5 protein-coding genes are annotated in these 7972 nt (G+C 67.1%); 2 read left to right on the top strand and 3 right to left on the bottom strand.

What is annotated here, in order from left to right; genetic code table 11:
- Positions 1–22: 22 nt before the first annotated feature.
- Positions 23–2002, top strand: coding sequence for a prolyl oligopeptidase family serine peptidase (locus O0J73_RS20290; RefSeq protein ID WP_308309491.1), 1980 nt, complete (start codon positions 23–25; stop codon positions 2000–2002).
- Between the two features lie 22 nt (positions 2003–2024).
- Here the strand turns inward: O0J73_RS20290 and O0J73_RS20285 are convergent, their stop codons facing one another.
- From O0J73_RS20285 to O0J73_RS20275, 3 genes are all read right to left on the bottom strand, one after another.
- Complete coding sequence (locus O0J73_RS20285; RefSeq protein ID WP_308309490.1) at positions 2025–3779, bottom strand: oligopeptide:H+ symporter; 1755 nt, start codon at positions 3777–3779, stop codon at positions 2025–2027.
- Positions 3780–3899: 120 nt separating this feature from the next.
- Positions 3900–5048, bottom strand: a complete 1149-nt coding sequence (locus O0J73_RS20280; RefSeq protein WP_308309489.1) for a heparan-alpha-glucosaminide N-acetyltransferase domain-containing protein — start codon at positions 5046–5048, stop codon at positions 3900–3902.
- A gap of 91 nt (positions 5049–5139) precedes the next feature.
- Entirely contained in the window at positions 5140–5622 is a 483-nt protein-coding gene (locus O0J73_RS20275) for a hypothetical protein (RefSeq protein WP_308309488.1), read from the bottom strand.
- Between the two features lie 343 nt (positions 5623–5965).
- Here O0J73_RS20275 and O0J73_RS20270 point away from each other — a divergent pair, with 343 nt between their 5' ends.
- Positions 5966–7930, top strand: a complete 1965-nt coding sequence (locus O0J73_RS20270; RefSeq protein WP_006424097.1) for an oligopeptide transporter, OPT family — start codon at positions 5966–5968, stop codon at positions 7928–7930.
- Positions 7931–7972 lie beyond the last annotated feature (42 nt).

The following is a 7972-nucleotide window of genomic DNA, read 5'->3' as shown; positions in this document are numbered from 1 at the left end:
GCCCGGGTCAAAAGGGGACACCATGAAGCATGCATTGCTGCTCGCCGTCCTGCTGTCGCTGTGCGGTGCCGGCCATGCGCACACGGCCGGCATCGCGCTGGACGACTACCTGCGGCGCGCCGAGTTCAACGACATCCAGCTGTCGCCCACCGGCGAATACCTGGCCATGACCCTGCCGCTGGAAGGGGCAACGGCGGTGGCCGTGCTGCGCACCCGCACCATGGAGCTGGTCGGCAATTTCCGGCCGCCGCGCAACAACCACGCCAACAGCGTCGATTGGGTGAGCGACAATCGCCTGCTGATCGGGCTGGCCGAGAAGTGGGGCGCGCTGGATGCGCCGCGGTCCACCGGCGAGCTCTACGCGATGGATGCCGATGGCAAGCGGGGGGATCTTCTGGTCGGCTACCGCGCGCGACCGGATGAGCCGGGCCTGGTCAGCGGCCGCGTGGTCGAGCCGGTGGCGGCGTTCCTGGCCGATCCGCTGTCCGGAGACGAGCGCAACGTGCTGATCTCGCTGTGGCCGTTCGCCAACGACACCAGCGCACGGCTTGAGCGGATGGACGTCATCACCGGCCGCCGCGTGCTGGTCTCGCGCTCGCCGGTGCAGCGGGCAACGTTCACCACCGACAACGCCGGTGTACTGCGCTTTGCCCGCGGCGCCGCCGCGGACAACATCAACAAGCTCTACTACCGGCAGGACGATGGGCGCTGGACCCTGCTCAACGACGAGGGCAGCAGCCACCGCATCGAACGCCCCATCGGTTTTTCCGCCGACAACCACCTGGCCTACCTGATCGTCGAACAGGCCGCCGGCGCGGATGCGGTGGTCAGCTGGAATCCGCAGACCGACGAGCGGCAAACCCTGCTGCGCGACGCGGTGGTCGACCCGGCCTCCATCATCTACCAGCCGGGCAGCCGTGTGCCGGTCGGCGTGCAGTTCGTGGGAGCGAGTGCGCGCAGCGCGTTCTTCGACGAGCAGTCGCCCACTGCACGGATCCAGCGCATGCTGGAAAAGGCCTTCCCAGGCCAGCGGGTCAGCCTGCTGTCGGCCACCCGTGACAACGCGCGCATCCTGGTCAAGGTCAGTTCGGGCGGCAATCCCGGCGACTGGTTCATGTTCAATACCGCCACCCGGGAAGCGGCGTTCCTGACCGCGCGCCAGCGCTGGTTCGACCGCGACGGAGCTGCCAGCGTGCGTCCGATCGCCCTCACTGCGCGCGATGGCCTGCCGTTGCACGGCTTCCTGACCGTACCCAAGGGCAGTGACGGCCGCCGCCTGCCGATGGTCGTGATGCCGCACGGCGGGCCCATCGGCGAATTCGATGATGGTGGCTTCGAGCGTGACAACCAGCTGCTGGCCGCAGCCGGCTATGCGGTGCTGCAGGTCAATTTCCGCGGGTCGGGCAACTATGGTCGCGCCCACACCCAGGCTGCGGCGAAGCAATGGGGCCAGGCCATGCAGGATGACGTGACCGACGCCACCCGCTGGGCCATTGCCGAAGGCATCGCCGACCCGCAGCGCATCTGCATCTATGGCGCCAGCTACGGTGCGTACTCGGCCATGATGGGCGCCGTGCGTGAGCCGGCGTTGTACCGGTGCGCAGCGGGCTATGTGGGCGTGTACGACCTGCCGCTGATGTTCAAGCGTGGTGATATCCAGGACCGCGCTTCGGGCGTGAACTACCTGAATGAATGGCTCGGCGATCCCGCGGCACTGGCAGCGGTCTCGCCAGTGAACCTGGCGGCCCGGATCACGGTGCCGGTGCTGCTGGCGGCCGGGCGCGAAGACGCGCGTGCGCCGGTGCAGCACACGCAGCGGATGGAAGCGGCCCTGAAGCAGGCCGGGGTGCCGGTGGAAGCGGTGTACTACCCGCGCGAAGGGCATGGCCTCTACGGCGAAGCCAGCCAGCGCGATTACTACACGCGCCTGCTGGCGTTCCTGTCGAAGCACCTGGGCGGGGCAAACGCCCAGGTTGCAGCATCGGTGGAAAAGGCGCCCTGAGCGGGCGCCGCTGCACGGGGCCTTACTTCACCCCGTGCATCATCCGCTTCAACAGCGGCGCAGCGATGAAGGCGAGCACGGCACAGCCCAGGCCGATCCACATCAGCAGCCAGAACAGGTGCGCATAGGCACCGGCGGCAGCCACCATGTCGAGTGATTCGCCTTCCGGCACCTCGATGGCAGCGAGCTTGCCGAACAGTGCGGCAAGCGTTTCCGAGAACGCAGTGGCCAGGAACCAGGTGCCCATCATCAGGCTCATCACCCGTGGTACCGCCAGTTGGGTCACCGCCGACAGGCCGACCGGCGACAGGCACATCTCGCCGCTGGCCAGCAGGAAGTAGGCCAGCACCAGCCACCAGACACTGGCCATCTCACCGGTGGCGCCGACCTGCTGCGCCGCCAGCGCCAGCGGCACGAACGACAGCGCACCGATCACCAGGCCCCATGCCGACTTCACCGGCTTGCCCGGCTCCCAGCCGCGGCGGTCCATCCACGTCCACAACGCGGCGAAGGCCGGTGCCAGCAGTACCAGGAACAGGCCGCCGAGGTAGGTCAGCGAACCGGCGGTCTGCGGAATCACCAGGCAGTCGCGCACCAGCAGCACCAGCATCAGTGCCACGATGCCGATGAAGAACGCACGCGGTGCGGCCGAACCGGGGCGCCGCTCGGACAGGCGCGCGCTGACCACGAAGCCCAGCGGTGCCAGCAGCAGCGAGATGATCGACCACGGCAGCGGCGTACCGCCGGAGATCACCAGCGACGGCACGATGTCCTTGGTCAGCAGGCGGTCGGTGAAGGTCACCCACGAGCCATACGACTGCTCGTACATCGTGAAGAACACCAGCGCCATGAAGATCAGCACCATCAGCGCGATCATCTGCTGGCGCTGTACCGGCGTGCATTTCGTGCCGGTGAACCAGGCGAACCAGACCAGCACGCCGCCCAGCACCACCAGCATCAGCATCAGCGCCAGGCTGATTTCACCGCCCAGCGCGAAGGCGCCGTTGCCGGCGGCCCACATCAGCCACGCCACCGGCAGCACACCGAGCACCGCGCACAGATAGATGAGCCATTCGCGGGGCAGGCCCAGCACCTTCTGCTTCAGTGCGGCCGGCTGCGGTGGTTCGGCATGGCCCTGCAGGTATTTCTGGCCCCACAGGAACATCGCCAGGCCGGCCAGCATGCCGATGCCGGCCGCACCGAAGCCGTACTTCCAGCCGTAGGCCTCACCGAGGAAGCCGCACACCAGCGAGGAGAACAGCGCGCCCAGGTTGATGCCGGCGTAGAACAGCGAGAAGCCCGAGTCACGGCGCGGGTCGTCCTTGGCGTAGAGCTTGCCGACGATGGTGGAGATGTTCGGCTTCAGGAAGCCGACGCCCATGATGATCAGCGCCAGCGACAGGTAGGTCACCGCCAGCGCCGAGGTGTCGCGCACCACTTCACCGTTCACCCGGTACGCGGCGTGGCCCTCGAAGGCCATGCCCAGGTGGCCGAGCACCAGCAGGATGCCGCCGAACAGCACCGCCCGGCGCATGCCCAGCCAGCGGTCGGCCAGCATGCCGCCGAACACCGGGATGCAGTACACCAGGCCGCCGTAGGCACCGAGCAGGTCCAGCCCGGCCTTGTCGCCGAACAGGTGGTACTTGGTGAGATAGAGCAGCAGCAGCGCCTTCATGCCGTAGAAGGAGAAGCGCTCCCACATCTCGGTGAAGAAGCAGACGTAGACGCCCTTGGGATGGCCCAGGAAGTCGTCGGAGGCGGTAGCGGCAACGGTCATCGACGGCGGGAACAGCGGAAAGGGCGCGATTATAGGCCTGCAGCCGCGGGCGCGCCCGGTAGCGCCGTGCCCGCCTTCAGTAGATCCACGCCATGCGTGGATGGCTGCCCGATTGGCGGCCTACAGGTAGCGCAGCCAAGCCAGGTCGCGGCGGCGGGCCTTGAACCGGCCGAACAGCAGCGTCGGCGGGTACATCGCCACCGCCAGCGCGCAGGCCACCATCAGCAGGCCGGCCACCGAATCCAGCGCGTACAGGCTGCCGTGGGTGGGGCCCCACGTGGCCAGCGCAGCCACGTACAGCAGCTTGAGCACATACAGGTGCAGGAGGTAGAAGAACATCGGCGCCGCTCCGATGTCGGCCAGCGGGCGCAGGGCGCGGGCCACTGGCGGCCATTCGTACAGGCGCAGCAGCAACAGGCCCACGCCCAGGGTCAGCAGCAGGAACTGCAGCGAAGGCGGGTACTTGGTCACGTTGAACACGCTCATCCAGGTGCGCAGGGTGCTGTCCTGGTGCTGCCACGGCGCTTCGCCGTAGCCGTTGGCCAGGCGCAGCAGGGCGAAGGCTGACAGTGCGGCCAGCCCGGCCCACAGCAGCCAGCGCTGGCGTTGCGTCGGATCGCGATCGCGCGCGAACCACGGCCCCATCAGGTAGCCCAGCACGATCACCCCGATCCACGGCAGTACCGGGTAGGACGTGCGCAGGCGCAACACGCCGGTCTCGATCCAGTCGCGCTGGTGCAGCACTTTCCACAGCACGGCCAGCACGCCGTCGCCTTCCACGCGCACGCCATCGAACAGATTATGGCCGGCCACCAGCAGCACGCCCAGCACCAGCAGCGCCGGGCGCGGCAGCCACAGCAGGCCGGCCAGCGCGATCATGCTCAGGCCGATGGCCCAGATCACCTGCAGGTACAGCGTGTCCGGCGGGAACTGGAAGGTCCAGGCGAAGTTGACCAGGGTCAGTTCCAGCACCACCAGGAACAGGCCGCGCTTGAGCAGGAAGGCGGCGATCGCGCGGCGCGGGTCGGCCTGGCGCTGGCCGTACAGCCACGCCGACAGGCCGGTGAGCAGCACGAACACCGGGGCGCACAGATGGGCCAGCAGGCGGCAGGCGAACAGGGCAGGGGATACGCTGGCCGCATCCATCGGGTCGCCGACCTGGTGCTGCAGGAAAAAGGTCTCGCGCACGTGGTCGAGCAGCATCAGCAGCATGACGGTGCCGCGCAGCTGGTCGATGGAGGCCAGCCGAGGGGAGGAAGGAGAAGCCACGTGCGATGTTCGTTCGGCGCGACAGGATATAACATAACAATTGCCCGTTTCCAGCAGGCGCTGAGAGATGCCGACGAGCGCGTCCATCAGCTCAGGGCAAGCAGACCGCAGGACTCCAGCCCAGAGCGTCGTCGTAGCGGACCTGGATCGCCCGCAGGCTGCCATCGGCGTTCGCCTTCACGCAGAATCGGGCGCTATAGAACCGGGTGGCGCCCGTTCTGGTGGCCGACATCGTGACGTTGTACAGGCGTCCAGACTGCAGCGTCATGGCCGCTTGCCCTGCAGCGGCGTTGGCTGGCACTTCTCCATAGAGGACGCAAGCGCCGGGTGGAAGCGGGAGTGACGCGGGATAGGAAAAGTCGAAAGACCATAGCCGCCGTAGCGGTGGAGTAATCGCGTCATGCACCTCCACACCAAACACCTGAGGAGTCTCGCCGATACGCTTGCGCTCTTTCCTGGGAAGCCCGAAACAGGGTCTGCCGGCGTGGTCAGTGACCTCGATCGCGCCAACGCGACTCCAGGCCGATGCGTGATCACAAAGGGGCAGCGAGCAGAGCAAGGTCACGATGGCCATGACCGGTCCCTTGATCGGGCGCATACGAAGTGTGTTTTTCATAGGTCGGCTCGGCGACAGCATTTGGATCGTGAACACGATGCATGGGGAGTCGAGACACTTCAAACGATGTTGGCTGGAATGCTGCAGCGGTGGCTGGCCTGGCCGGTGTGGGGCAGGGGGATCGCGGTATCCGGTACCCGGCAGCCCATTGGGATGTGCCTGATGAGCTTGATGCGTTGGCCGAGTTTGGTCAAAAGCGACTACCCCACCGGCGACCCGGCTGCAACCCTCCCGAACCGCACTGGACGTGACGCCCCCTGAACGCTAGCGTGACCAGGATTTTTTGCCAGCAGGGGCTTCCATGAACCACGACGCTGCGCCCAAGCAGCTCACCTTCCGCGCAGTGGCCCTGGCCATCGTGCTGGCGGTAGTGCTGTCGGCCGCTAACGCCTACCTTGGTCTGTTCGCAGGCCTGACCATCGCCACCGCCATTCCCGCCGCGGTGATTTCCATGGGCGTGCTGCGCCTGCTGGGCGGTGGCTCTATCCTCGAGAACAACATCGTGCAGACCGGTGCTTCGGCCGGTTCGTCGATCGCCGCCGGTGTGATCTTCACCATCCCCGCGCTGGTGATCATGGGCTACTGGCCCGACTTCAAGTACTGGTGGGTGCTGGGCATCGCTGGGCTGGGCGGCCTGCTGGGCGTGCTGTTCTCGGTGCCGCTGCGCCGTTCGATGATCGTCGAAGACCCGCTGCCGTTCCCGGAAGGCAAGGCAGCGGCGGAAGTGCTCAAGGCCGGTGAGAACCCGGGCCCGGGCCTGAAGATCCTCGGCCTGTCGGCGGTGATCGGTGCCTTCGTCAAGCTGGCCGCCGAAAGCGGCATGCGCCTGATTCCCGATGCCTGGGCCACCTCGGCCTACGTCGGCAGCTCCAAGATCACCGCCTTCATCGGTACCAACCTGTCGCCGGCGCTGCTCGGCGTGGGCTACATCGTCGGCCTCAACGTCGGCATCGTGGTGGTGTCCGGTTCGATCCTGACCTGGCACATCGCCATTCCGATCTACCAGGCATTCTTCATGAATACCGATCCGGCCCTGGCCGCGTCGGTTGCCACCGCCTCGTCCACCGAGGCCGCGTTCGCCATCTGGGGCGCGAAGATGCGCTACCTGGGCGTCGGCGCGATGCTGATCGGTGGCATCTGGACCCTCATCTCGCTGCGCAAGTCGCTGCTGAACGGCGTCAAGAGCGGCTTCGCGGCTGCGCGCAAGAGCGGTGGCCCGGTACTGGCGCACACCGAGCGCGACCTGCCGATGAAGTGGATGCTGGTGGCCCTGGTGGTCTTCGTGCTGCCGCTGCTGGCCCTGTACCAGGCCATCGTCGGCCAGTGGCATGTGTCGATCCCGATGACCCTCATCATGATCGTCGCCGGCTTCCTGTTCGTTTCGGTCTCGGCCTACCTGGCCGGCCTGATCGGTTCGTCCAACAACCCGGTCTCGGGCATCACCATTTCCACCATCCTGTTCGCCTCGGCGGTGCTGGTGCTGCTGCTGGGCAAGGATGGCCTGCAGCCGGTCGGTGCCTTCGGTGCGCCGCTGGGTGCGGTGGCCGCGATCATGATCGGCGCGGTGGTGTGCTGTGCTGCCGCGGTTGGCGGTGACAACCTGCAGGACCTCAAGGCCGGCTACATTGTCGGCGCCACCCCGTGGAAGCAGCAGCTGATGCTGGGCATCGGTGCGTTCTCGTGCGCGCTGATCATGGCCCCGGTGCTGAACCTGCTGGCCACCGCCTACGGCATCGGCGTCAAGTCCGAGCTGCACCCGAACGCGCTGGCCGCGCCGCAGGCCAACCTGATGGCCTCGGTGGCCAAGGGCCTGTTTGGTGGTGAACTGCCGTGGACCTTCATCGGCATCGGTGCCGTGGTCGGCGCCGCGATCATCGCCTTCGACAGCTGGCTGAAGTCGCGCAATGCACGTTTCCGCGTGCCGGTGCTGGCTGCCGCCATCGGTATCTACCTGCCGCTGGAGCTGATGGTGCCGATCTTCCTCGGTGGCCTGATTGCCCATCTGGTCGAGCGTTTCCACAAGGTGCGCGCCGATGACGAAGAGGGCCGCGACCGCGTGCACAAGCCGGGCGTGCTGTTTGCCGCTGGCCTGATCACCGGCGAAGCGCTGATGGGCATTGCCATCGCCGTGCCGATCGTGGTCAGCAGCCGCGCCGACGTGCTGGCCGTGCCGTTCCACCTGCCGGGCGCACAGTGGATCGGCCTGGCCGTGCTGTTCCTGGTCGGCTGGCTGATCTACCGCACCGGCAAGCGCGCCGTGGCGTAAGGAATGGGTAGTGCCGGCCGCTGGCCGGCTACGCCAACGGAA

The organism is Stenotrophomonas sp. Sm6012 (assembly GCF_030985895.1).
Classification (GTDB): Bacteria; Pseudomonadota; Gammaproteobacteria; order Xanthomonadales; family Xanthomonadaceae; genus Stenotrophomonas; species Stenotrophomonas forensis.
Note: the sequence above shows the minus strand (reverse complement) of the source record. Positions and strands in the feature narration are given on the sequence as shown.